We start from the raw sequence: 23,542 nt of genomic DNA, 5'->3' as shown, positions 1-23,542 counted from the left end.
ATCTCCAATCTTATTCGGCCGCCTGGGCGAGCGGCTGAAGCGCCGGCTCGGCGGTCGGTTCAATTTCGTCTTCCTGAGGCGCATCGTCGTGCGCCTTGGCAGGTTCCCTTTCGCCACGTTCGCGCAACTGCTCGATCACGGCGTAGAAGACAGGCACGAAGACCAGCGACAGGATCGTCGCCGCCACCATGCCGCCGAAGACGGTGGTGCCGATCGATTGCCGGCTGGCTGCACCGGCGCCCGTCGCGAACATCAGCGGCAGCACGCCGAGGATGAAGGCGAAGGCGGTCATCAGGATCGGCCGCAGCCTCAGCCGTGCCGCCTCCATCGCCGCCTCGACGATGGTCAAGCCTTCCTCGCGCCGGCGTCTGGCGAACTCGACGATCAGGATCGCGTTCTTCGCCGCCAGGCCGATCAGCATGACGAAGCCGATTTGCGAGTAGACGTCGATCTGCATGCCGCGCAGCAACAGCACGACGAAGGCACCGAACAAAGCGAGCGGCACGGCCAGCAGCACCATGAAGGGCATCGCCCAGCTTTCATACTGCGCCGCCAGGATGAGGAAGACGAAGACGATCGCCAGCCCGAAGACGACCGAAGCGATCGATCCGGCCTTGAGCTCCTGGAAAGTGATGCCGGTCCATTCGTAGCCGAAGTCGCGCGGCAGCACATTTGCCGCCGCCCGCTCCATGGCCGCGACCGCCTGTCCGGACGAGAAGCCGGGGGCAGCACCGCCATTGATAAGGGCAGACGCGTTGTTGTTGTAATGCGGCACGGTCTCCGGCCCGACGATCGGCACCAGCCTGCCCAGCGTGCTCAGCGGCACCATGCCGCCCGACGCGTTGCGCACATAGAGCCGCGAGATGTCGGTGGCGTCGCCGCGCGCGTCCTTGTCGGCCTGGATGGTCACGCGGAAGGTGCGGCCAAACAGGTTGAAGTCGTTGACGTAGAGCGAGCCGAGATAGATCTGCAGCGTGTTGAAGACGTCCGGCAGGTTGAGGCCGAGCAGCTTCGCCTTGCTGCGGTCGAGGTCGTAGTTGAACTGCGGCGTCGAGGTCGAGAAGGATGAGAACAGCTGCTGCGGGTTGAGCTCCGGCTGCTTGCGCGCCTCGGCGAGCAGCGCCTGCGTGACGTCATTCAGCGCCGCACTGCCGCGCCCGGACAAATCCTCGACCTGGAACTCGAAGCCGCCTGTGGTGCCGATGCCCGGGATCGAAGGCGGATCGAAGGAGAGCGCGAACGCATCCGGCATCTGCAGAAGCTTGCCGCGCACCTGCTCGACCAGTTTCGAGGCGCTCTGGTCAGGACCGCGTTCGTCCCATGGTTTCAGGATCGCGAACTCCACCGCCGAATTCGACTGCGCGGCGCTGGTTAGGAAGTTCAGGCCGCTGATCGAGCCGACGATGTCGACGCCGGGCGTCGATTGCAGGATGTCGCGCGCCCTTTGCGCCACTGCGTCGGTACGCTCCAGGGAAGCGCCGTCCGGCAGCTGGATGACGACGAAGAAATAGCCCTGGTCTTCCACGGGAAGGAAGGTCGAAGGCAGTTTCTGCCAGACGAAATAGGTGGCGACGAGGCCGGCCGCGAACAGGCCAAGCATGGCCCAGCGCAGCTTGATCAGAATGCGCACCCCATGCGCATAGGCATGCGACAGCCAGTCGAAGCCGGCGTTGAACCAGCGGAACAGCACGAACTGGGTTTCGCCGCGATGGCGCAGGAAGGCAGCGCTCAGCGCCGGCGAGAGCGTCAGCGAGTTGAAGGCGGAGATGCCGACGGAGATCGCCACGGTCAGCGCGAACTGGTTGTAGAGCCGACCCGAGACGCCCGGAATGAAAGCAACGGGAACGAACACCGCCATCAGCACCGCCGTGGTGGCGATGATCGGACCGGTCACCTCGGCCATCGCCGCGCGCGTAGCGGCCAGCGGCTTGAGTCCTGCCTCGAGCTGACGTTCGACATTCTCGACCACGACGATCGCGTCGTCGACGACGAGGCCGATCGCCAGTACCATGCCGAGCAGCGAGAGCATGTTGAGCGAAAAGCCCAGCATGTACATCACCGCCAGCGTCGCGATCAGCGAGACGGGAATGGCGATGGTCGGGATGATGGTGGTGCGCCAGCTCTGGAGGAAGATGAACACCACCGCGACCACCAGCACCAGCGCTTCGCCGAGCGTGATCAGCACGTCGTGCATCGAGGCCGACACGAAACGCGTCGTGTCGTAATGCATGGCGTAGCTGACGCCCTTCGGGAAGCGCTTCGACAGCTCCTGCATCTTGTCCTTGACCCGCTGCTGCAGGTCGAGGGCGTTGGAGCCCGGCATCTGGTAGACGGCCAAAACCACGGTCGGGTCCTTGCCGAAGAAGGCGGAGGAAGAATATTGCAGCGCGCCGAGCTCGATGCGGGCGACGTCGCGCAGCCGCACAAGCGAGCCGTTCTGCGAATTGGCGCGCACGACGATGTCGCCGAATTCCTTCGGGTCGCTAAGGCGGCCTACCGCATTGACCTGCATCTCGAAGGCGGTGCCGGCGGGCGCCGGCGACTGGCCGATCTTGCCGGCCGCCACCTGCACGTTCTGTTCGGCGATGGCGTTCTGCACGTCGACAGCGGTGATGCCAAGATTGGCAAGCTTGTCCGGATCGAGCCAGACGCGCATCGAATAGCGGCGCTCGCCGAAGATCTGCACGTCGCCGACGCCCGGCAGGCGCTTCAGCGGGTCGACCACCTGCAGATAGGCGAGGTTGCTCAGCGCCACCGGATCGACCGAGCCGTCCGGCGAGGTCAGGTCGACGATCAGCACGAAATTGGGATTCTGCTTCTTGATCGTCACGCCGCCCTGGTTGACGATGGCCGGCAGGGAGGATGCCGCTTGGCTGACGCGGTTCTGCACGTCGACCGCCGCCGTGCTCAGCGGATAGCCGACGTCGAAGGTGATGGTGATGGTCGAAGAGCCGTCATTCGAGCTCGTCGACGACATGTAGGTCATGCCTTGCACGCCGTTGATCTGCTGCTCGAGCGGGGTGGTGACCGTATCGGCCACGACCTGGGCGCTGGCGCCCGGATAGTGCGCGCTGACCACGACCTGCGGGGGCGTGATGTCGGGAAACTGCGAGACGGGCAAGAGGAAATAGGCGATCGCACCGGCGAGCACCATGATGATGGCGATCGCCGACGCGAAGATCGGGCGGTGGATGAAGAAGTTCACCATGATGCGGACGCCTCGCCGAACGGGTTTGCGAAATGGCGCAGGCGCCGGGCCCGGCCCGAGCCGGAATCCTGCAGGAAGGATGGCGGGATGTTGCCCGGCGCCTGGTCAGCCGCGCGCTGGCGCAGCATCCGTTCGAAGGCTTTGGGGTCGATCCCGTCCGCCTTCATCACCAGCCGGATCATCGGATCCCGGATGGCTTCGTCGATCGTCAGGTCTTTGCGCTTTTGCATAGGAGTGGCTCCTTGCTCGGTCCGCATCGCTTGATCACGAACCGCTTTTTCTCGTTCTTCACCGGCCAAAGCCGCATGACAGGCAGGTTTTGCGTCCTATCTCACTCTGGCAGGGCTATCGGAGGGCCTTGTCGTTTGACGGCGAGTGATATAGGTGTTACCAGTAAGTAACATGCTGGAAGTTACAGACCGGTAACACCCTAGTCAAGAGGTGGCGACGGTTTTTTTGGAAACGACGAAAGGAGAGCATGATGACTGACGGCGTTGCGGAGCGTTCCCGTCCCCGGGACCGAATCCTGGAGACGGCGCAGGACATGTTCCACAAGCACGGCATCAAGGGTGTGGGCGTCGACGCCATCACCGAGGCTGCCGGCACCAACAAGATGACGCTTTATCGTCACTTCGAGTCCAAGGACGAATTGATCGTCGAATGCCTGCGCGCAACGGCGGCGAAGGCTTCGAGGATCTGGGAGGAATTCGAGGCCAAGCATCCCGGCGACAAGCTCGCCCAGTTGCATGCTTGGGTGCAAAAGGCTTCGGAACTGCTGAGCGCCGACAGCCGCGGCTGCGATATGGCCAATGCCGCCGTCGAGCTCACCGAGACCGATCACCCGGCAAGGCGCGTCATCAAGGAACTGAAGGAGGCCCAGCGCGAAAAGCTGGTCGCGCTTTGCCGCGATGCCGGCATCGGCCAGGCCGAGCTTCTCGCCGACACGCTGTCGCTGCTGCTCGAAGGCGCGCGCGTCTCGATGCAGAGCGTCGGCGCCGAAGGTCCGAGCGCGCAATTCGTGCGCATGGCCGAAAGCCTGATCGCCTCGTTCCGGGCGCGCTGATCTCTTCGCCTTGTCCTGATTCTGTTATGCTGTTCCGGAAACGGCGCTAGACGATGGGTCAGGCAAGTTTTCCGGAGATGTATGAGCGCTGGCTCGTGGGTCCTCTCTTCCGCCCCTGGGCCGAAGTGACCTTCGAAGACCTGAAGCTGTCTCCAGGCCATCGTGTGTTGGACATCGCCTGCGGCACGGGAATAGTTGCCCGGGTTGCCAGGGAACGGCTCGGTGCCGCCGGATATGTCCTCGGCATCGACATCAACGCAGATATGCTTGCTGTCGCGCGCACCGTGGCGCCAGACATCGATTGGCGCGTAGGCAATGCCGGTGCACTGCCCCTCCATGACGGAGAGCAGTTCGATTTGATCGTCTGTCAACAAGGGCTGCAGTTCTTTCCCGATAAGTCCGCTGCGGCGGCGGAGATGCGGCGAGCACTGGCGCAGGGCGGCCGGCTGGCCGTTGCCACGTGGCGCCCCGATGAGGAAATCCCCTTCTTTCGGGATCTCCGCCGCGTCGCCGAGCGCCTCCTCGGCCCAGTGGTGGACCTGCGCCACAGCTTTGGGAATGCGGCGCAGATCGAGGTGCTGCTCCGGGACGCCGGCTTCCACGACGTCTGATCAAGGACAATATCGCGCAGGATACGCTTTGAGGACGGGGCGCCTCTCCTGCGGTTGAACACGATGGCCCTGGTCGGCATGAGCGCCGCCGGCAAGACAATGGCCGATCAGGAACGCAAGCACGTCGTGGAGGACATCATGAGCGGGAGCGCGCCCGTGCTGCAGTCTTATGCGGATGGATCGGGAGTCGCTTTCGAACTCAGCTCCAATCTGGTGACGGCGAAAGGCTAGGCGCGTATCTGGTCAGCATTAGGTAGCTTCGCCTCCGCCTTTGGCACGCAAAGAAAAAGCCCGCTGCCGGGAGGAGGTGGCAGCGGGCTCGATTTCGAATACGGCACGGGAGGAGGTGTACCGCACTCAGCGTCGGCATCACATCTGGGAGGAGGAGACGGCCGACACCCAGATAAATACGAGGTGCCTAACGATTCGGCAATTGCGAAACCTGCATAGCTGCTGTGCAGAATTGCGGGATCAATCGTCAGACAAATAAGCGAGCGGCGCGCTCCGCGCTACTGCGCCGGGACGTTTTCCTTGAAGATCAGCCGCGGCTCGATGAATTTCTTCGTCAGGTATGGCGCCGACGAGGCAATGGAGCCGAGCAGACGGATCACCGACTGCTCCGCGATCAGCCGCGCATTCTGGTCGATGACGACGTCGGCAAGATCGTCGACGAGATAGCGGCGCGTTTCCCTGGTCAGGTCGTGGCAGATGAAGACCGGCTTCAAACGCGGCTTGACCTCGAGCAACGCCTTGGCCACGCCGGAGCGTCCGGCGCCGACGCAATAGATGCCGAGCAGATCCGTTTCGTCGTGCAGCGCCTTGACGGTCGCGCGGTAGCTGGCGTCCGGCTCGTCGTTGCTTTCGGCCGCGCTTGAGACCGTGAGGTCGGGAAATTCTTCGGCGAGCACCGAACGAAAGCCCATCTCGCGCTCCTCGTGGCCGCGATAGGAGCGCGAGCCGACCACCATCGCCAGATGTCCCCTACGGCCGCCGAGGAAGCGGCCCATCAGCAGCGCCGCCGTGCGGCCCGCCACCCGGTTGTCGATGCCGACATAGGCCGAGCGCGGTGCCGCCGGCACATCCGAGATCAGCGTGACCAGCCTGATCCCGGCATCGACCAGCTCGCGCAGAATGTTGCGTGTGCGCGGATGGTCGACGGCGATCACGCCGACGCCATTGGCCTTGAGCGACAGGTTCTCCACGGCACTCTGCAGCGCGCCCGGCGAAATGCCGGCAAGGTTATGGATGCGGCAGGAGGCGACCAGCGGCAGCCGCGCTGCATAGTCCTCGATGTGATGGGCGAGATCGGCCATGAAGGCGTTGGATCCGATCGGCAGGAAGAATTCGAGATGCGCCGGCTTCGACGGCAGCACGACCTGGTCGAGCGTCGGCAGATAACCGAGCTGCTTGGCCGCCTCCAGCACGCGCTGCCGGTTGGCAGCGCTTGCACCCGGGCGGTTGTTGAGCACCCGGTCGACGGTCGCGGTCGACAGGCCGCAGCTCCGGGCGATATCGGCTACGGTGGCTTTCATGGGTCCAGTCATAGGCGCTGATGCAATTCTGTGCCAGCGGCGGGCGTGAAGCGGCTGCCGGCCGCCGATCGGCCTGCCGGTCAGCTCTCAGCCATGCTGCTGCGGACCGTCGGAAATCGCGTCACGGATTTCCTTGTCCGACATGCCGGTGATGACGCGCTCGACCTCGGCGACCGTTGTCTTTTTCGGGTCGATGTCGTCGGCCACCACCTTGCCCCGGCGCATCACCACGATGCGGTCGACCACCTGGAAGACGTGGTGGATGTTATGCGCGATAAAGATGCAGGAATGGCCGGAATCGCGCGCGCTGCGCACGAAGCTCAAGACCCCTTGCGTCTCGGCGACGCCGAGATTGTTGGTCGGCTCGTCGAGGATGATGAGATCGCTGTCGAAATGCATGGCGCGCGCGATCGCCACGGCCTGCCGCTCGCCGCCCGACAGCGAGCCGATCGGTGTCGTCGGCGGGATGTTCTTGGTGATGCCGACTTGCTTGAGCAGGTCGCGCGCTACCGTGTTCATTGCGTCCTGGTCCATGCGGTTCAGGAAGCGCGGCGCCTTGATCGGCTCGCGCCCGAGGAACAGGTTGCGCGCGATCGACAGCTGCGTGACCAGCGCCGAATCCTGGTAGATCGTCTCGATGCCGTGGGCAATGGCATCGCTGGTGCTGCGCAGCGTGACCTTCTTACCGCGGATGAAGATGTCGCCGCTGGTCAGCGGCACGGCGCCTGACAGCACCTTGATCAGCGTCGACTTGCCGGCGCCGTTGTCGCCGAGCAGGCCGACGATCTCCTTTTCATTGACGTGGAAATTGGCGTCCACCAGCGCCTGCACGCGCCCGTAGGACTTGCGGATGTTTGTCATGCGGATTAGAGGCTCGGCCATCGTCTTAAGTCCCCGCCTGGTGCCGGCGTTCGAGCCATGAATGCAGCGCCATCATGCCGAGGATGATCGCGCCGATGAAAATGTTGTAGGCGAGCCCCGGCACGCCGATCAGCACGATGCCGTTGCGCATCACGCGCAGGATCAGGATGCCGAGCACCGTGCCGATGATGGTGCCGCGTCCGCCGGTCAGCGCCGTGCCGCCGATCACCACCATGGCGATGACCTCGAGCTCGTAGCCCGTGCCGCTGTTGGGATTGGCCGCGGAGGTGCGCAGCGAGGAGATGACGCCGGCGAGCGAGGCCATCACCGCTGACAGGATGAACAGGCCGACCTTGACGCGGCTGACGTTGACGCCGCGCGCGCGGGCCGCGTTTGGATTGCCGCCGGCGGCCTGGATCCAGTTGCCGGTGCGGCTCTGCGTCAGCACATAGCCCAGCACCACCGCGGCGCCGATGAACCAGAACAGCGAGGCGTAGATGCGGAAGGATCCGACATAGAAGTCGCCGACCAGGATGTTCGCCAGCCAACTGCCTTCCGCGCTCCAGGTGCGCTGCGGAAAGCCGTCGGTGATGAACAGCGCCGAGCCGCGCACGACAAGCAGCATGCCGAGCGTCACCAGGAAGGACGGGATCTTGAGCTGCGTGACGAACCAGCCATTCACCAGCCCGATCAGGGCAGCGACGATCAGCGCGATCAGCAGGCCCATTTCCAGCGAAGTGACGCCGCTGTTGAAGAGCGTCCACATCAGCACCGGCGAGAAGCCGAACAGCGAGCCGACCGAAAGATCGAACTCGCCTGATGTCATCAAGAGCGTCATCGCCAGCGCGATCAGGCCGAGCTCGACGGTGAAGGCCAGGATGTTGGAGATATTCTGCGGCGACAGGAAGTCGGGATTGATGCCCCAGAAGACGACGAGCTCGACGATAAGCAGCACCAGCGGACCGAATTCCGCTCGCGCGATGAAACTTTGAATGAAGGAACGGTTTTCCATTGAGCCCGCGGCGCGAATGATTGGCTGAAGCCCGCTCCGATCAGGCAGGGCTCGACGGTACAGGAAAGCGGCCGCGGCCCGAAAGCCGCGACCGTTGATGTCAGGGATCATTTGCCGGACAGGATCTTGTCGTAGACGCCGGCGGTGTCCTTCTCATAGAGCGCGCCGGTGATGACGTTGAAGCCCGGAGGAATGCCGCTGGCGGCCATGTTGGCCAGCGAAAGCGCCACATAGCTGGTCGCTTGCGGATCCTGCCACTGCCCGGCATTGACGTAGCCGTTCAGCACTTCCTGCGTGGTGTCGAGCGAGTTGCCCCAGCCGACGACCGGGATTTCGCCGGGCTTGACGCCGGCCTGGTCGAAGACGCGCTTGATCGAGCCGGTGACGAGGTCGCCGAGGCCGATGATCGCCTTCACCTTGCCTTTGTGGGCGGTGAGATAGTCGACCATGCGGTTGATCACTTCGGCCTGGTCGAGCGTCGCTTCGGTCACCTCATAGGTGATGCCGGCGGGTCCGAACACGCTCTTGATGCCTTCCTCTTCCTGTACGCCATAGGTGGCTCCGGGGACCTCGACCGGCATCCAGACGAAGTCGCCCTTCTTTACCAGGCCCTTGTCGACCAGATATTGCGCCCAGTGCTTGCCGAAGGTGACGTTGTCGCCGCCGACATAGGCGTTGAAGTTGGCCTTCGGATCGGGCGTGTTGAAGTTGATGATCGGGATGTTGGCCGCGCGCGCTTCCTTGACGATCTCGACAAGGCTGCCCGGATCCGGGCTGGTGGTGACGATGCCGTCTGCCTTGGCCGAGATGGCGGCACGGACGGCCTCCTGCTGCGAGGCGACATCGCCATTGTGGAACGAGGTGTTCACCTTGTTGCCGGTGTCGCTCGCCCATTGCTTGGCGCCGGCCAGGAAGTAGGTCCAGACCGGATCGGCCGGGCCGCCATGCGAAATCCAGTAGAACGTCTTGGCCTCGGCCATCGCCGGAATGGCGATAGCCGCGATCAAGCCAAGCACGAGCAGTCTTAGCCGCGAAAGCATTCGATTTCCTCCCATGTTGAACTCTCCTCCTGGATCGGTGCGACGCGACCTTGGCCGCATCTCCTGCCCGCGCCGACCGGAACGTCTAGAGCATTCTCTTTTTCAGGCAGTGGCAAGCCTCCATCGCCAATGGATGTTGGCACAGGTGCGCGCGCCATCAGCAATCCCATCAGATTGCATCAGCTGCGGTGATATTCATTGGGCAAGCGGCGCCATAGACCATCCGCTGCACGGATTGGCCTCCAAGCAACCGCCCTTCGGTGCGGGGTTAGATCAGCCCCGCCTTGGCCAGGTCGCGCATCAGATGGCTGGCGCCGTAGGTCCAGTGCGGGCAGTCCGGCGACAGCCGCACGCGGTTGGTGAGCGCGCCGAGCTTTTCCGATGAGATGGTGACGATGTCGCCGATCTTGTGCGTAAAACCCTTGCCCTTCTCGCCGCGATCCTTCGAAGGCACGAACATGGTGCCGAGATAGAGCGCCAGTCCGTCGGGATATTGGTGGTGCGGTCCCATTGCCGCCTTGACCAGTTCCTCCGGCGAACGGCTGATCTCGGCCATCGAGCTCGCGCCCTCCAGCGAGAAGCCGTCCTCGCCATCGACGTTGAGCCGCACCGTGGCGCGCTTCACGTCGGCGATGGAGAAGGTTTCGTCGAAAAGGCGGATGAACGGCCCGAGCGAGGCGGAAGCATTGTTGTCCTTGGCCTTGCCGAGGAGCAGCGCCGAGCGTCCTTCGACATCGCGCAGATTGACGTCGTTGCCGAGCGTGGCGCCGACGATGCGGCCCGAGCTGTCGGCGATCATGGCGATCTCCGGCTCGGGATTGTTCCAGGTGGAGACGGGGTGCAGCCCGACATCGGCGCCGAAGCCGACGGAAGCCATCGGCTGGCATTTGGTGAAGATCTCGGCGTCCGGGCCGATGCCCACTTCGAGATATTGCGACCAGGCGCCGCGCGAGATCAGCTTGGCCTTGATCTCCATCGCTTCCGGCGAGCCGGGCTTGAGCTTCGAGAGATCGTGGCCGATCAGTCCGGCGATGTCGGCGCGGATGGCGTCGGCCTTTTCGGCCGAACCGCGCGCCTGCTCCTCGATGACGCGCTCAAGCAGGCTGACGACGAAGGTGACACCGGAGGCCTTCACCGCCTGCAGGTCGACGGGCGACAGCAGGATGGGCTTCCCGGCGTCACGTTTGGCCTCGAAGCTGTTCGCCGCGATTTCTTCCAGCGCGCCGATAGCCTTGCCCTTGGCCGAGCGCAGATAGTCAGCCGGATCCTTCAACTCGCAAAGATCGCGCACCGTAGGCGCGGCGCTCGAGGTGATGTCGATCACCTCGCCGTCCCGCACCGTAACCACCAGCGGATGGGAAGCGGCGCTGGTCTTGGCGCGGCCGACGAAAATTCCATCGGCGGGCAGGCGGGTCGGATCGGTCATGGCATCATTCCTCTCAACTTTTCGCGCGCGGCACTTTTCCCCGATTTCGCGGAAACGTCTATCCCGCCAGCCGCAACATTTGTGACCATGCATGTGCTGTCACACAGCCACGGCCGAACTGGCCCATCGAAGCGCCCTTTCAAATCCATGAAATCGGCAATAGGATTTTCACCAAGCTCCAGCGCGTGGGTGATCCTCTTGGCCGAAGCCTTTTCCGATCCGATCTGGCGAAAGCCCCAGGCGGCCACGGCGTTTCAGTCTGAGCTTTCGGCCGACGGCACGCTGGACGCGGTCGTCGTCGGCGGCGGCATTATGGGGCTGTCGACCGCGCTGCATGCGGCGCGCGCGGGCCTTTCCGTCCAGGTGCTGGATGCCGGCGCGATCGGGCAGGGCGCTTCGGGCCTCAATGGCGGCCAGGTCATCCCCGGCCTCAAATACGATCCGGAATGGCTGATCGAACACTTCGGCAAGGAGCGCGGCGAAGCCCTGGTCGCGTTCGCCGCCTCGACGGCCGATGCCGTGTTCGACGTGATCCGCGACGAGAAGCTGGCGGTGCCGTTCACGCGCAATGGCTGGATCCAGGCCGCGCACACCAAGACCGCGCTGAAGGCAGCGGCGAACCGGGATCGCCAATGGCGCTCGCGGGGTGCCGACGTCAAATTGCTCGACCAGGCCGAGATCGCGGCGATGACCGGCGCTAAGGGCTATCTCGGCGGCTGGCTCGATCGCCGCGCCGGCGTCGTCGATCCGCTGTCCTACACGCTCGAGCTCGCCCGCGTCGCCGTGGCCGCCGGCGCCAGGATCGCCGAGCAGCAGCGGGTGGTGAAGCTCGCCAAAGAGGCCGGCGCCTGGCGAGTCTCGACGCAAGGCGGCGCCGAGTTGCGCGCCAAGGCGGTCGTGCTCGCCACCAACGCCTATACGGACGGCCTTCTGCCGGGCCTCGCTCAAACAATCGTGCCGCTGCATTCCTTCCAGATCGCTACCGCGCCGCTTCCGGCCGAGCTCGCCGCAAGCATCCTGCCGGGCGGCCAGGCAGTTTCGGATTCCCGGCGCATCCTCGTCTATTACCGACGGAGTCCCGATGGTCGGATGGTGCTGGGCGGGCGTGGCCGCATGACGCTGCCTTCAAGCGCCGCCGACTGGGCGCATTGCGAACGCGCGCTCACCCGCCTCTATCCGGCGCTTGCCGGCATCGCCATCGAAAAACGCTGGTTCGGCCGCGTGGCGCTGACGCCGGACCACCTGCCGCATCTGCATGAGCCGGAAAAGGGCCTGCTCGCGGTCGTCGGCTGCCAAGGCAGGGGCGTTGGGTTGATGAGCGCGCTCGGCAAGCGCCTGGCGGATTATCTCGCGAGCGGAGACGTCAACCAATTGCCTTTCCCGCTGTCGCCGATCCGGCCGATCCCATTCCACGCCTTCCGCCAAGTCGGCGTCGCCGCGGCAATCACCTTGTACCGCATGCTCGACGCGTTCGAACGCTGACGCCGAATGCGTGCAGCGCACAAGCGAATCTGCTTGACAGTTTCATGAATATGAAAAAACATCAGGCGATTTCAAAAATCCGATGGAGCCAACAGGCACTTCGATGTCGACCATCGCCGCAACACGGCCCTTGCCGGAAAACCGCATCTCGCCGGTCTTCCGTTTCGCCATGCTGCTGCCGGGTGGGCTGGTCACCTTCTTTCTGATCCTGTTCGCGCTTGGCCTGGTGGTCTTTCTCGCCTTCAGGGGCAATGACGGCTCGCTGCTCGGGGTTGGCCTGACGGTCGAAAATTTCGTCACCGTCGCCACCGATCCGCTCTATTGGACGGTGACGCTGCGCTCGCTGGTCATCGCCGGCTTGGTGACGCTGGCGACCGTCGTCACCGCCTATCCGGTCGCCTATTATCTCGCCTTTCATGCCGGCCGCCGCCGCAACCTGCTGCTCTTCCTGGTCACGCTGCCGTTCTGGACCAGCTACCTTTTGCGCGTCTTCGCCTGGAAGATCGTGCTTGCCTATAATGGCGTTCTGAACTCGGCCTTCATCGAGACAGGCCTTTGGAAGGAGCCGACGCTCGCCTTCCTCAACACGCCGGCCGCGGTCGTGGTGACACTCGCCCACGCCTATGCGCCTTTCGCCATCCTGCCGATCTACGTGGCGCTGGACACGATCCCCAAATCGCTGCTCGAAGCAGCCTCCGATCTTGGCGCGCGGCCCTTCACCAGCTTCCGCCGCGTGGTGCTCCCAAATTCCATGCCGGGCGTTCTGGCGGCGGCGCTGGTCGTCTTCGTGCCGACGGTCGGCGACTATGTCACGCCGGCCATGGTCGGCGGTCCGGCCAGCACCATGATCGGCACGCTGATCCAGTCGCAATTCGGCAAGGCCAATGATTGGCCGTTCGGTGCCGCGCTCTCGGTCTGTGTCATGCTGGTCATCCTCTGCGTGGTGCTGGTCGCGCGCGGCGCCGACCGCCGGTTCGGCAGCCGCACATGAGCGCCCGGGCAGATATCAATAGCGACGGCCGCTGGCTCGGCGTCTACGTGCTTGGCTATCTCGTCTTCCTCTATCTGCCGGTGCTCTTGATCCCGCTGTTTTCTTTCAACAACTCGATCCAGGCGGCGTTTCCGTTGCAGGGTTTCACGCTCGAATGGTACCGGACGCTCTATGGCAATCCGGCGCTGTCCGGCGCCCTGGCCAATAGCCTGGTCATAGGCGTCATCGCCGCCTTCGGCGCGACGCTCTGCGGCATCACCGTTTCCTACATGGACCTCTACGGCCGTTCGCCGATCGCCGCCACCATCAGCGCCATCGCTCGCCTGCCGATCCTGATCCCCGGCGTCATCGTCGGCATCTCGCTTTTGATCCTGGTCAATCTGATCGGCCTCGGCCCGTCGCGCGTTTCGATCGTGCTCGGCCACATCCTCGTCGCGCTGCCGACGACGGTCGTGGTGATGCGCAGCCGCTTCGCCGCAATCCCGAAGACGATCCGCGAGGCGGCGCTCGATCTCGGCGCTTCCGACTGGACGACGTTCCGGCGCGTGATGCTGCCGCTGAGTGCGCCCGCCATACTGTCGGCCTTCATGCTCTCTTTCCTGATTTCCTTCGACGAGTTCATCGTCGTCTTTTTCCTCGCCGGCACCGAGCCGACGCTGCCGCTCTACATCTGGAGCCAGCTGCGCTTCCCGCGCTCGCTGCCGACCGTGATGGCGCTCGGCACGGTGATCCTCGCGGTGTCCTTCATCATCGCCGGCACAGCCGAAATCCTTCGCCACCGCGGTCTTGGAACTGCGCGCCGCAATCCAGCCTGAACCACAACAAAGAAGAGGAGAACGAAAATGACGGTCCATCTGAAATCGCTCTCCGGACACAAAGTCCGGGCCGGCCTTGCCGCACTGGCGCTCGCGCTGTCGTCGACGGTCGCTCTTGCCGCCGACAAGCTGCAATATTTCACTTGGTCGGGCTACGAATTGCCCGACTTCAACAAGAGCTTCCTTGCCGCGCATCCCGATGGCGTTGAGGCGACGATCTTCGGCGATGATGACGACGCCTTCACCAAGGTCAAGGCTGGCTTCAGGCCTGACATCGCGCATCCCTGCTACGACAAGGTGGCGCGCTGGAACAAGGAAGGCCTGCTGCAGCCGATCGACACCAAGCGTATCAAGAACTGGGATTCGATCTTCCCGGTGTTCAAGAACCTGCCCGACTTGCAGGCCGGCGACGGCAAGGTGTGGATGGTGCCGTGGGATTGGGGCAACACCTCGATTCTCTACCGCACCGACCTGGTGAAGAACCCCGAGGCGAGCTGGAACCTTCTGTGGGACAAGCAATATGCCGGCCGCATGGCGACCATCGACGCCGTGCACGACACGCCGATCGTCGCGGCGTTGCTGGCGGGCGTGAACCCCTTCGACATGACGCCCGACCAGATGGACAAGGTGGCCGAAAAGCTGCGCGAGCAGCGGCCGCTGCTGTCGAGCTACACCACCGACATGACCTCGGTCGAGCAGGCGCTGGCCAGCGGCCAATTGGTCGCCGCCATGACCTGGAATGCGTCCGCCACCTCGCTCAAGAAGCAGGGCGTGCCGGTCGAATTCATGAAGCCGAAGGAAGGCATGCTGACCTGGGCCTGCGGTTTCGTCATGCTCAAGGACGCCAAGAACGTCGATCTCGCCTATGACTTCATCAACAGCCGCCTCGACGCCGACTCGGGGAAATTCCTGATCCAGTCCTATGGCTACGGCAGCTCGCTCTCGACCGCGTTCGCCGGCGTGTCGAAGGAGGAGTTAGAGAAACTGCAGCTGCCGGCAGATCCGGACGTGATGCTGAAGAGCACCATCTTCACCGGCCCGATGAAGCAGAATGACGATATGGCGAAGATGTTCGAGAAGGTGAAGGCCGGGGGATGACTAGCTCCCCCTTCTCCCCTTGTGGGAGAAGGTGGCCGCGAAGCGGCCGGATGAGGGGTGCTCCAGGGAACACAGACGTCTCACTTCGCTGGAACACCCCTCATCCGTCTCGGCGCTGTCGCGCCGATCCACCTTCTCCCACAGGGGGAGAAGGGGGAGCCTGGCGGCGCTGCATCACACCGGGGAAAGACAACAAGGACCAACGCATGGACATTCTTGACGAAGCGGCGGCAAAGCCGAAAGACGATGCCGATATCCGCGTCGGCCGGCGCGTGCGGGCGCTCAGGCTCGAGCGCAAGCTGTCGCTGGCCGAGCTCGCGGCCAAGGCCGGCATCTCCATCGGTGCGCTCAGCCAGATCGAGCGCGGCATGTCCTCGCTGCGCGTCAAGGTGATCTGGCCGCTCGCCGCCGCGCTCGACATCGAGCCGTCGGCGCTGATCGCCGACGGCAGCGAAGCGGTCAATGATCTCTATTGCGTGCGCGCCGACAAGCGACGGCAGATTCCGGTGAAATCCGAAGGCATCGCCAAGGCGCTGCTCTCGCCGCCCGCCGCGACGCTCACCGGCATGCTGGTCACCGTGGAGCCCGGCGGCGGCACGGCGGAAGCCTACGCCCATGCCGGCCACGAATTCGGCTTCGTCATGGCTGGCGAGGTCGAGCTGGTGGTGGACGCCAGCACCTATGTGCTCAAGGCCGGCGACAGCTTCGCCTTCAAGAGCACGCTGCTGCATGCCTTCCGCAATCCCGGCGCCGAGCGTTGCCAGATCCTCTGGGTCAACACGACAAAGCCGTCCGAGGTGCGCGATGGCGCCTGACGCGCTCGTACGGCTGCAGAAAATCTCAAAAGTTTTTCCTGGCGGCATTGTCGGGATCGATAATGTCGATCTCGACATCGCTCCCGGCGAGTTCTTGACTCTTCTCGGGCCGTCCGGCTGCGGCAAGACGACCAGCCTGCGCGTCATCGCCGGCTTCGAAAGCCCGTCACGCGGCAACGTCCTGCTCGACGGCCGCGACATCACCGGCCTGCGGCCCTTCGACCGGCCTGTCAACACGGTCTTCCAGGACTATGCACTGTTCCCGCATATGGATGTCGCGGCCAATGTCGGCTTCGGCCTGTCGCTGCGCAAACTCACCGGCGCCGAGCAGGCCAAACGGGTCCGCGAGGCGCTCGACATGGTCGGCCTCGCCGACAAGCTGCGTGCACGCGTCTCGGAACTATCCGGCGGCCAGCGCCAGCGCGTCGCCTTAGCCCGCGCCATCGTCTGCGAGCCGCGCGTGCTTCTGCTCGACGAGCCGCTGTCGGCGCTCGACGCGCATCTGCGCGAGCAGATGCAGGTCGAGCTGAAGCGGCTGCAGTCGCGGCTGGGCACCACTTTCGTCATGGTCACGCACGACCAGACCGAGGCGTTGTCGATCTCCGACCGCATCGTCGTCATGAATAAGGGCCGCATCGAGCAGATCGCGCCGCCGGCCACGCTCTACGATCGTCCGGCAACGCGTTTCGTCGCCTCTTTCATCGGCACGATGAACCTGTTGCAGTCGCGCTTTGTCCGCCGCGACGGCGAGCGCCTGCGCTTTGCCGCCGGCGACCTGCCGCTGGAAGCGATCTCAGACGGCGGCGAGACGCCGGCCGCCGGAGACACGCGAACCATCGGCGTGCGGCCGGAAGATCTCCTGGTTGTCGGTGAAGCCGGCGAAGGCACCGCGCCGGCACGGGTCAGCGGCGTCGTCTTCCATGGCCGCACGCTGCGCCTGCATGCCGAGCTCGGACAGGGGACTTCGATCGTCATTGATGCCCCACGCCGCGCCGACGGTACTCAATTCAGCGTCGGCGACGTGGCGCATGTCAGCCTGCGGCGCGGCGCCAACTGCCCCATGCTTTCCAACTGATGGAACGGGCCTAGGCTCAAGACGCCTTGGCGAAGAATCCCTGATAGTCGGACTTGGCCTGCAGCAGGCGCAGGATGTTCTCGCGCGAGCCGCGCACATGCGCGCGGGCGCGCTCGCCGGCCAGCGCGACGTCGCCGGCGCAGATCGCGTCGACGATGCCGGCATGTTCCTCGCGGGTGAGCTTCCACTCGTCCAGCCACAAAAGCTCGGTCCACACATATTGCTGGCATTTGTCGAGGATGCCGCAGAGCATGCCATAGAGCATCTCGTTGCCGCCGATTTCGGCGATCGCCCGGTGCAGGTCGATGCCGACCTGGAGTTCCTCGAATTTCTCCCTGGTGCTGCGATCCGGGATCGCCGCCAGCCGCTCGCATTCGGCGAGCATGTCGCGCAGCTTCGCCTTGTCGGCGGCGGTCGCGTTGGCCGCCGCCAGCTCGGTCGCGCGCCCGTCGAGCAGCTCGCGGATGTCGAAAGCCTCGCGGAACATGGTCAGGTTGAACTCGGCCACCACATAACCCTGGCGCGGCCGCCCGATCACCAGGCCGTCGCGCTCCAGCCGGTTGAAGGCCTCGCGCACCGGCGTGCGGCTCACCTTCAGCCGCTCGGCGATTTCGTTTTCCGTCACGCGGCCGCCCGGCGGAATCTGGCCGGTGATGATCAACGCCTTGAGCTTCTCGAACACCGAGTCGCGCAGCGTGTTCTTTCTCTCCTTCAAGCGTTCCGCCTCCAACGGTCAGTCTGGAATCACAGTTTAGTGCCTTTTAGCGCCTGCTTGAACAGACCGTTTCGGGGCGAGCCGCCGCTCCGAACCGTCCTGCTTTTCCACCACCAAAAACCCGATGTCCCATGTTGACATCGGCTTCCGGCGAATTACACTCAAAATTGTATACAAATTCGCATACCAAATCAACGATAACGGGAACACCGGTTGGAGAAGCGAAAATGACGAAGAGACTCTGTATTCAAGGCTTGGCCGTCGCCGGCCTGCTGGCCACGGTCGCCGTTCCGGCCTCGGCCGCCGACACCATCACCGTCGCCTCATGGGGCGGTACTTATCAGGAAGCGCAGACCAAGGCGTTCTTCGATCCGACGGCCAAGGAACTCGGCATCACCATCAAGCAGGATACCACCAACGGCCTCGACGACGTGCGGCTGCAGGTCACCGGCAATGCCGTCAAATGGGACATCACCGAACTCGGCGCCGACGAATGCGCGCGCGGCTCCAAGGAAGGCCTGTTCGAGAAGCTCGACTACAACGTCATCGACAAGAGCGGCATCAACCCGAAGCTTGTCCACGATGATTGGGTCGGCATTTCCTACACGTCGGTGGTTTTGATCTATCGCACCGATGTTTTCGGCGACAAGGGCCCCAAGACCTGGGCCGATTTCTGGAATGTCGAGAAATTCCCTGGACGCCGCGCGCTCTCCGGCAGCCAGGCAACGGAGACGCTGAGCGTCGCCGCGCTTGCCAAGAGCATTCCGATCGACAAAGTCTATCCGGTAGACATCGACGGCGCGCTGCAATCCGTCGATAAAATCAAGGGTCATATCGACGCCTGGTGGACCTCCGGCGCGCAGGCCATGCAACTCGTCAAGGATGGCGAGGTCGACATGGCGAGCATCTGGAACGGCCGCGCCGGCACCTTGAAGAAGGAAGGCGCGCCCGTGAGCTTCTCCTTCGACCAGGGTGTGCTCACCGCCGACTGCATGGTCATCCCGAAAGGTTCGAAGAACAAGGACATCGCCATGAAGGCGCTGGCCAGGTTCGTCAGCCCCGATCTCCAGGCCAACCTGCCGCTCTATGTCGACAACGGCCCGGCCAATGAGAAGGCGTTCGAGACCGGCAAGATCCCGCAGGACCGCATCAAGGACATCAATTCCGCGCCCGAGAACGTCAAGAAACAGGTGCTGCAGGACCCGGCCTTCTGGCGCGACACGCTCGTCGAGGCGACTGAGAAATTCAACAACCTGATCCAGCAATAGCGATCCTATCGGAGCGGTGCCCACGAGGCGCCGCTCCGCATCGTTCGCGAAACATGATCCGGAGTTGAAGGAGATGCTCTTGTCTCTTGCGCAATCCGCGCTTCCCATCGGCATCAGCGGCATCGACAAGCGCTTCGGTGCTGTCTCCATCCTCAGCGATCTCAGCCTCGATGTCTCGGCGGGCGAATTCCTGACGCTGCTCGGGCCATCCGGTTCCGGGAAGACGACGCTGTTGATGATCCTGGCCGGCTTCGTGCGGGCCAATGCCGGCTCCATCAAGGTCGGCGACGAGGAGATCATCACCATGCCGCCGCACAAGCGCAACATCGGCATGGTGTTCCAGAATTATGCGCTGTTCCCGCATATGAACGTCTTCCACAACATCGCCTTTCCGCTGAAGCAACGGCGCGTCCCGGCGGCTGAAACGGCGGAACGCGTCGAGCGGGCGCTGGACCTCGTGCAGCTGAAAGGTCTCGGCGAGCGCCGCGTCGACCAGCTCTCCGGCGGCCAGCGCCAGCGCGTGGCGTTGGCCCGCGCCATCGTCTTCGAGCCGCGCATCGTCCTGATGGATGAGCCGCTATCGGCGCTCGACAAGAGCCTGCGCGAGCACATGCAGATCGAATTGCGCAATTTACATCGAAGGCTCGGCATGACGACGGTTTACGTCACGCACGACCAGCGCGAGGCGATCACCATGTCGGACCGCATCGCCGTCATGAATGCCGGGCGCATCGAGCAGATCGACCAGCCCGAGGCACTTTATGCCAGGCCGAGGACGAAATTCGTCGCAGGATTCATCGGCGAGTCCAACTTCGTTCCTGTCGAGAGCCGCAACGGCAGCGTCTGGTACGAGGACAGGAAGCTTCGCATGACGTCGGCCGCGCCGACCGCCGGCCGGCATCTGATGGTGGTGCGGCCGGAGAAGCTGCGCCTGATCGCCGGTGAACCTGTAGGCGATGTCAACGCGCTGCCGGCGACCGTCGGCGACGTCATCTATCAGGGCGACAGCTTCCTCTGCTACGCGACGCTCAAGGACGGCCGGCAGCTGACGTTGCGCGACTATTGCCGTCCAGACGTCCTGGCGAAACTGCCGTCGCCGGGCGAGCCGATCACGCTCGGCATCGATGCGCAGGACGTCGTTCTGGTGGCCGACCAATGAGCATCGCGTCCGCCAGTCTCGATCGCGTCCCTCGACCTAATGGGGCGATCAACGCCGATGCCTTGCGCGCAGACGCGCGACGGGAAGCGCGCGGCCTGCTCGCACTTCTGTCGCCCGGGCTCTTCCTGGTCTTCGCCGTCATCATCGTGCCGATCGGCTGGCTGTTCTGTCTCTCGCTGTTCGACGAGAACGGCCAGCTCAGCGCTTCGAACTATGCGCGCTTCTTCGAGCAGGCCTCCTACATCAAGACCTTCGTCACCACCTTCAAGGTGGCCTTCACCGTCACCGGCGCCTGCGTGCTCTTCGGCTACCCGCTGGCCTATATGCTGTCGCAGCTGCCGCGCCGCGCAGCCTCCATCTGCCTGATCTTCGTCATCCTGCCGTTCTGGACCTCGGTGCTGGTGCGCACCTATGCCTGGCTCGTCATCCTGCAGCGCAAGGGGCTGGTGAACACATGGCTGATGGATCTCGGCGTCATTGGCCAGCCGCTGCCGCTCGCCAACAATTTCGCCGGCGTCGTCATCGGCATGACCCACATCATGCTGCCCTTCCTGGTGCTGCCGCTCTACGCCTCGATGAAGACCATCGACGTCGACTGCTTGCGCGCCGGCATGAATCTCGGCGCCAGCCCGGCCGCCACCTTCTGGCAGGTCTTCTTCCCGCTGTCGCTGCCCGGCCTGGCCTCGGGCGTGGTCATCGTCTTCGTGCTGTGCCTCGGCTTCTTCGTCACCCCGGCGCTGATGGGCGGCGGCAAGGTCATCATGTGGGCGATGCGCATGGAGCAGACCACCAGCCTCTATTCCAATTGGGGCGCGGGCGCCGCCCTCGGCGTCGTGCTGCTCGCCGTCACGCTGGCGCTGCTTGGCCTCTTCCACTGGCTGCTCGGCACCCGCGCCACCGGTGTGTGGAGCGAGCGATGAGTATGGAAAATGCCCTGCCCATCTCGCATCGGCAACGCCTGTGGCTCTACGCGCTCGGCGGCCTTGTCATGCTGTTCCTGATCGCCCCGTCGGTGATCATCGTCATCATGTCCTTTTCCGGCTCGTCGCTCTTAGAGTTCCCGCCGCAGGAATGGTCGCTGCGCTGGTATGAAAGCTATTTCGGCTCGGTCGAATGGCGCGACGCCACCGTCGTATCGGTCAAGGTTGCCGTGATGACGGCGATCGTCGCAACGCTGCTCGGCACCGCCGCCGCCTACGCCATCAACGCCCGCACACTGCGGCTGACCGGCGCGATCAACGCGCTGCTCACGGCATCGCTGATCATCCCTGTCATCCTGATCGGCATCGGCACCTTTTTCCTCTATGCCCGCATCGGCCTCAACAACACACTGACCGGCTTGGTCATCGCGCACACAGTGCAGGCGCTGCCGCTGGTCGTGCTGACAGTCCTTTCGGGGCTGCGCTCCTACGACATGAACCAGGAGATGGTGGCGCGCAGCCTCGGGGCCGGCCGCTTCTCGGCCTTCTTCCAGGTGACGATGCCTCAGATACGCTTCTCGATCGTCTCCGGCGCGCTGTTTGCCTTTATCACCTCCTTCGACGAGGTGGTGGTGTCGCTGTTCATCTCCGGCGGCGAGACCACGACGCTGACGCGGCGCATGTTCAATGCGCTGCGCGATCAGATTGATCCGACGATTGCCGCCATTTCGACTTGCCTGATCGTGCTATCGATCGTCTTGTTGTCCGCTGCCCAGCTTTTCGGCCGCGGACGTTGATACAGGGATACCTTGAACAGCATGCGTGACTTCCAGTTCCCCGGCCGCTCCCCGGTCCGCGCCACCGAGGCGATGGCCGCGACCTCGCATCCGCTCGCTACGCTTGCGGCCATCGACATGCTGCGCTCCGGCGGCAACGCCATGGACGCCGCGGTTTGCGCGGCCGCGGTGCAGGCCGTGGTCGAGCCGCAGTCGACCGGCATCGGCGGCGACTGTTTTGTCCTCTATTGCCCGAAGGGCGACGGGAACGTGCTTGCCTTCAACGGCTCGGGCCGTGCGCCAAAGGCCGCGACGGTCGACTGGTATCTGGACAAGGGGTTCAGCGAGCTTCCGAAGCAGGGTCCGCACGCGGTCACCATCCCAGGCGCCGTCGACGCCTGGTGTCGGCTGCTTGAGGATCATGGCCGCAAGGGTTTGGCCGACGCGCTCGCTCCGGCCATCCGTTATGCGGAAGAAGGCTATGTCGTGCACGACCGCGTCGCCTTCGACTGGGAGGATCCCGAGACCGACCTGACGGCCGACGAGGTGGCGATGCGCATCTTTTTGCCGGGCGGCAAGCCGCCGAAGGCCGGCGATGTTCATCGCCAGCCGGAGCTGGCGGAGACGCTGCGCATCATCGCCAGGAAAGGTCGCGCCGGTTTCTATGAAGGCGAGGTCGCGGACGATCTGGTCGGGCGGCTTCGCGCGCTCGGCGGCCTGCATACGCTCGACGATTTCGCCGCCACCAAGGGCGATTACCGGACCGCGATCAGCACCTCTTATCGCGGCTATGACATCCACCAGATGCCGCCCAACAACCAGGGCCTGACCGCGCTTCTGATGCTGAACGTGCTCTCGGGCTTCGAGCTGGGCAAGCTCGATCCGGACGGCGCCGCGCGCCTGCACCTCGAGATTGAGGCCGGCCGGCTCGCCTATCAGGATCGCGATGCATTTTTCGCCGATCAGGATCATGTCGATGTCCCGGTCCAGGCGCTGCTTTCCGGCCCCTATGCCGACAGCTTGCGCGCCGCGATCGATCCCGAGCGCGCCATGACCGATCTGCCGCGTCTCGATCTTCCCGGCAGCGACACGGTCTATATCAGCGTCGTCGACGGCGACCGCAACGCGGTGAGCTTCATCAACTCCACCTATTATTCGTTCGGCAGCGGCGTTGTCGGCCCGAAGACCGGAGTCGTGCTGCAGAACCGCGGCTCGAGCTTCCGCCTCGATCCGAAGCACCCGAACGCCATCGCGCCTGGCAAGCGGCCGATGCACACGATCATGCCGGGCATGATGACGAAGGATGGCCGCGCCCTCATGCCTTTCGGCGTCATGGGTGGCGGCTATCAGCCCTTCGGCCATGTGCATCTTTTGACCAACATGATCGACTTCGGCATGGACCCGCAGCAGGCGATCGATGCGGCGCGCGTTTTCTACAACCATGACGTCGTCGAGGCCGAGCGAAGAGTGCATCCCGAGGCCATCGAAGGCCTGCGCCGGCGTGGACATCGCATTGTGGAGCCCGACCATCCGCTGGGCGGTGGGCAGGCGGTGCTGATCGATTGGGAAAAGGGCACGCTGACCGGCGCATCCGATCCGCGCAAGGACGGCCTGGCGCTCGGATATTGAGCAGGCCTTTGCTGGACATAAGCCGATCGTTCGAAACATAGTCTGG

At 64.1% G+C, this 23,542-nt stretch carries 22 protein-coding genes; 14 read left to right on the top strand and 8 right to left on the bottom strand.

Going from position 1 to position 23,542, the window contains the following annotated elements:
* Positions 1-10: 10 nt before the first annotated feature.
* Both LB529_RS10095 and LB529_RS10090 read right to left on the bottom strand, forming a co-directional pair.
* Positions 11-3,208: an efflux RND transporter permease subunit gene (locus LB529_RS10095; protein WP_224710984.1), complete on the bottom strand. Its 3,198-nt coding sequence runs from the start codon at positions 3,206-3,208 to the stop codon at positions 11-13.
* Positions 3,202-3,438, bottom strand: a complete 237-nt coding sequence (locus LB529_RS10090) for a hypothetical protein (protein WP_095768759.1) — start codon at positions 3,436-3,438, stop codon at positions 3,202-3,204. Before LB529_RS10090 ends, LB529_RS10095 begins: the two co-directional genes overlap by 7 nt.
* Before the next feature lie 251 nt (positions 3,439-3,689).
* On the opposite strand from LB529_RS10090, the gene LB529_RS10085 reads away from it, so the two are divergent.
* The 3 genes from LB529_RS10085 (at position 3,690) to LB529_RS10075 (ending at position 5,113) form a co-directional block, all read left to right on the top strand.
* On the top strand, positions 3,690-4,271 hold the full coding sequence (locus tag LB529_RS10085) for a TetR/AcrR family transcriptional regulator (protein WP_224710983.1): 582 nt from the start codon (positions 3,690-3,692) through the stop codon (positions 4,269-4,271).
* A gap of 53 nt (positions 4,272-4,324) precedes the next feature.
* A complete protein-coding gene (locus LB529_RS10080; RefSeq protein ID WP_224710982.1) occupies positions 4,325-4,882 on the top strand; it encodes a class I SAM-dependent methyltransferase in 558 nt (185 codons plus the stop codon).
* A 63-nt stretch (positions 4,883-4,945) separates the two neighbouring features.
* Positions 4,946-5,113: a hypothetical protein gene (locus tag LB529_RS10075; protein ID WP_224710981.1), complete on the top strand. Its 168-nt coding sequence runs from the start codon at positions 4,946-4,948 to the stop codon at positions 5,111-5,113.
* Positions 5,114-5,391: 278 nt separating this feature from the next.
* Here LB529_RS10075 and LB529_RS10070 read toward each other — a convergent pair whose 3' ends face one another.
* The 5 genes from LB529_RS10070 to LB529_RS10050 all read right to left on the bottom strand — a co-directional run bounded on the left by LB529_RS10070 (position 5,392) and on the right by LB529_RS10050 (position 10,753).
* Positions 5,392-6,414 (bottom strand): LacI family DNA-binding transcriptional regulator, encoded by a 1,023-nt coding sequence (locus LB529_RS10070; RefSeq protein ID WP_224710980.1) that lies wholly within the window; start codon positions 6,412-6,414, stop codon positions 5,392-5,394.
* Positions 6,415-6,501: 87 nt separating this feature from the next.
* Positions 6,502-7,296 (bottom strand): ATP-binding cassette domain-containing protein, encoded by a 795-nt coding sequence (locus LB529_RS10065; RefSeq protein ID WP_224546815.1) that lies wholly within the window; start codon positions 7,294-7,296, stop codon positions 6,502-6,504.
* 4 nt (positions 7,297-7,300) lie between these two features.
* Positions 7,301-8,287 carry an ABC transporter permease gene (locus LB529_RS10060; RefSeq protein ID WP_224710979.1) on the bottom strand — a complete coding sequence of 329 codons (987 nt, stop codon included), beginning with the start codon at positions 8,285-8,287 and terminating at the stop codon, positions 7,301-7,303.
* 107 nt (positions 8,288-8,394) lie between these two features.
* Complete coding sequence (locus LB529_RS10055; protein ID WP_140844574.1) at positions 8,395-9,327, bottom strand: substrate-binding domain-containing protein; 933 nt, start codon at positions 9,325-9,327, stop codon at positions 8,395-8,397.
* 268 nt (positions 9,328-9,595) lie between these two features.
* A complete protein-coding gene (locus tag LB529_RS10050; protein ID WP_224710978.1) occupies positions 9,596-10,753 on the bottom strand; it encodes a fumarylacetoacetate hydrolase family protein in 1,158 nt (385 codons plus the stop codon).
* Positions 10,754-10,951: 198 nt separating this feature from the next.
* Here LB529_RS10050 and LB529_RS10045 point away from each other — a divergent pair, with 198 nt between their 5' ends.
* The 6 genes from LB529_RS10045 (at position 10,952) to LB529_RS10020 (ending at position 17,029) form a co-directional block, all read left to right on the top strand.
* On the top strand, positions 10,952-12,235 hold the full coding sequence (locus LB529_RS10045; protein WP_224710977.1) for an NAD(P)/FAD-dependent oxidoreductase: 1,284 nt from the start codon (positions 10,952-10,954) through the stop codon (positions 12,233-12,235).
* A 103-nt stretch (positions 12,236-12,338) separates the two neighbouring features.
* Positions 12,339-13,226 carry an ABC transporter permease gene (locus LB529_RS10040; protein ID WP_140845780.1) on the top strand — a complete coding sequence of 296 codons (888 nt, stop codon included), beginning with the start codon at positions 12,339-12,341 and terminating at the stop codon, positions 13,224-13,226.
* Positions 13,223-14,041 (top strand): ABC transporter permease, encoded by an 819-nt coding sequence (locus LB529_RS10035; protein ID WP_224710976.1) that lies wholly within the window; start codon positions 13,223-13,225, stop codon positions 14,039-14,041. Before LB529_RS10040 ends, LB529_RS10035 begins: the two co-directional genes overlap by 4 nt.
* A 27-nt stretch (positions 14,042-14,068) precedes the next feature.
* The gene (locus tag LB529_RS10030) at positions 14,069-15,139 is read left to right on the top strand and encodes an ABC transporter substrate-binding protein (RefSeq protein WP_224710975.1); all 1,071 of its coding nucleotides are present in this window, start codon (positions 14,069-14,071) and stop codon (positions 15,137-15,139) included.
* Between the two features lie 206 nt (positions 15,140-15,345).
* On the top strand, positions 15,346-15,954 hold the full coding sequence (locus LB529_RS10025; protein ID WP_224710974.1) for a cupin domain-containing protein: 609 nt from the start codon (positions 15,346-15,348) through the stop codon (positions 15,952-15,954).
* Positions 15,944-17,029 carry an ABC transporter ATP-binding protein gene (locus LB529_RS10020; RefSeq protein ID WP_224710973.1) on the top strand — a complete coding sequence of 362 codons (1,086 nt, stop codon included), beginning with the start codon at positions 15,944-15,946 and terminating at the stop codon, positions 17,027-17,029. The genes LB529_RS10025 and LB529_RS10020 overlap by 11 nt, the downstream gene beginning before the upstream one ends.
* A gap of 16 nt (positions 17,030-17,045) precedes the next feature.
* Here the strand turns inward: LB529_RS10020 and LB529_RS10015 are convergent, their stop codons facing one another.
* Positions 17,046-17,744 carry a GntR family transcriptional regulator gene (locus LB529_RS10015; RefSeq protein ID WP_224710972.1) on the bottom strand — a complete coding sequence of 233 codons (699 nt, stop codon included), beginning with the start codon at positions 17,742-17,744 and terminating at the stop codon, positions 17,046-17,048.
* Positions 17,745-17,971: 227 nt separating this feature from the next.
* On the opposite strand from LB529_RS10015, the gene LB529_RS10010 reads away from it, so the two are divergent.
* The 5 genes from LB529_RS10010 to ggt all read left to right on the top strand — a co-directional run bounded on the left by LB529_RS10010 (position 17,972) and on the right by ggt (position 23,496).
* Entirely contained in the window at positions 17,972-19,012 is a 1,041-nt protein-coding gene (locus LB529_RS10010; protein WP_224710971.1) for an ABC transporter substrate-binding protein, read from the top strand.
* A 79-nt stretch (positions 19,013-19,091) separates the two neighbouring features.
* Positions 19,092-20,171: an ABC transporter ATP-binding protein gene (locus LB529_RS10005; protein ID WP_224711074.1), complete on the top strand. Its 1,080-nt coding sequence runs from the start codon at positions 19,092-19,094 to the stop codon at positions 20,169-20,171.
* On the top strand, positions 20,168-21,091 hold the full coding sequence (locus tag LB529_RS10000; protein ID WP_224710970.1) for an ABC transporter permease: 924 nt from the start codon (positions 20,168-20,170) through the stop codon (positions 21,089-21,091). The genes LB529_RS10005 and LB529_RS10000 overlap by 4 nt, the downstream gene beginning before the upstream one ends.
* On the top strand, positions 21,088-21,888 hold the full coding sequence (locus LB529_RS09995; RefSeq protein WP_224601245.1) for an ABC transporter permease: 801 nt from the start codon (positions 21,088-21,090) through the stop codon (positions 21,886-21,888). The genes LB529_RS10000 and LB529_RS09995 overlap by 4 nt, the downstream gene beginning before the upstream one ends.
* A 21-nt stretch (positions 21,889-21,909) precedes the next feature.
* A complete protein-coding gene (gene ggt, locus LB529_RS09990) occupies positions 21,910-23,496 on the top strand; it encodes a gamma-glutamyltransferase (protein ID WP_224710969.1) in 1,587 nt (528 codons plus the stop codon).
* The last annotated feature ends 46 nt before the right edge of the window (positions 23,497-23,542 follow it).

This window comes from Mesorhizobium sp. CA5, assembly GCF_020165105.1.
Lineage (GTDB): Bacteria > Pseudomonadota > Alphaproteobacteria > Rhizobiales > Rhizobiaceae > Mesorhizobium.
The sequence above is the reverse complement of the archived record's forward strand: the minus strand, read 5'-3'. Positions and strand labels throughout refer to the sequence as shown.